Below are 650 nucleotides of genomic sequence, written 5' to 3' on the forward strand. Positions count from 1 at the left end.
CCCCTCCACACCGCCCGGTACGCCGGATCGGCCCACAACTCCGCGTGGGTACCCCGACCACGCACCCGCCCGTCCTCCAACCACACCACCCGATCCGCCCGGGCGGCGGTGCGCGGACGGTGGGCGACCACCAGCCGGGTCCGCCCGCGTCCGACCGCCTCCAGCGCCCGCTCCACCCGGTTCCCGGTGACGGCGTCCAGACCGGAGGTCGCGTCGTCCAACACCAACAGCCGCCCCCGGTGCGCGAACGCCCTGGCCAAACCGATGCGTTGGACCTCCCCACCGGACAGCGGCGCCCCCGCGCACGGGGTGTCGTACCCCTCGGGCAGCGCCCGGACGAACCCGTCCGCACACGCCGCCCGGGCCGCCGCCACGATCCGCTCCCGCGACGGCGGGACCGGCCCCAGCCCGATGGCGTCCGCCAGGGTCCCCGACACCAGCGTAGGCCGCTCGAACGCCCACCCCACCTCGCGCCGCAGCACCGCCGGCGCCAACTCCGCCACCGGCACCCCGTCCAGCACCACCTCACCCGCGTCGGGTGCCAGCAGGCCCCCCGCCACGGCCGCGAGCACCGACTTCCCGGACCCCGACCGTCCCACCACCGCCGTGGTGGCGCCCCCGGGCAGCTCCAGATCCACCTCCCGCAGCAC

1 protein-coding gene is annotated in these 650 nt (G+C 77.4%); it reads right to left on the reverse strand.

Annotated elements, in window-relative coordinates; genetic code table 11:
• A partial coding sequence (locus FNQ90_RS25890; RefSeq protein WP_182608525.1) for an ATP-binding cassette domain-containing protein occupies nucleotides 1-650 on the reverse strand: 650 nt, incomplete at both ends.

The organism is Streptomyces alkaliphilus (assembly GCF_014141535.1).
Lineage (GTDB): Bacteria > Actinomycetota > Actinomycetes > Streptomycetales > Streptomycetaceae > Streptomyces > Streptomyces alkaliphilus.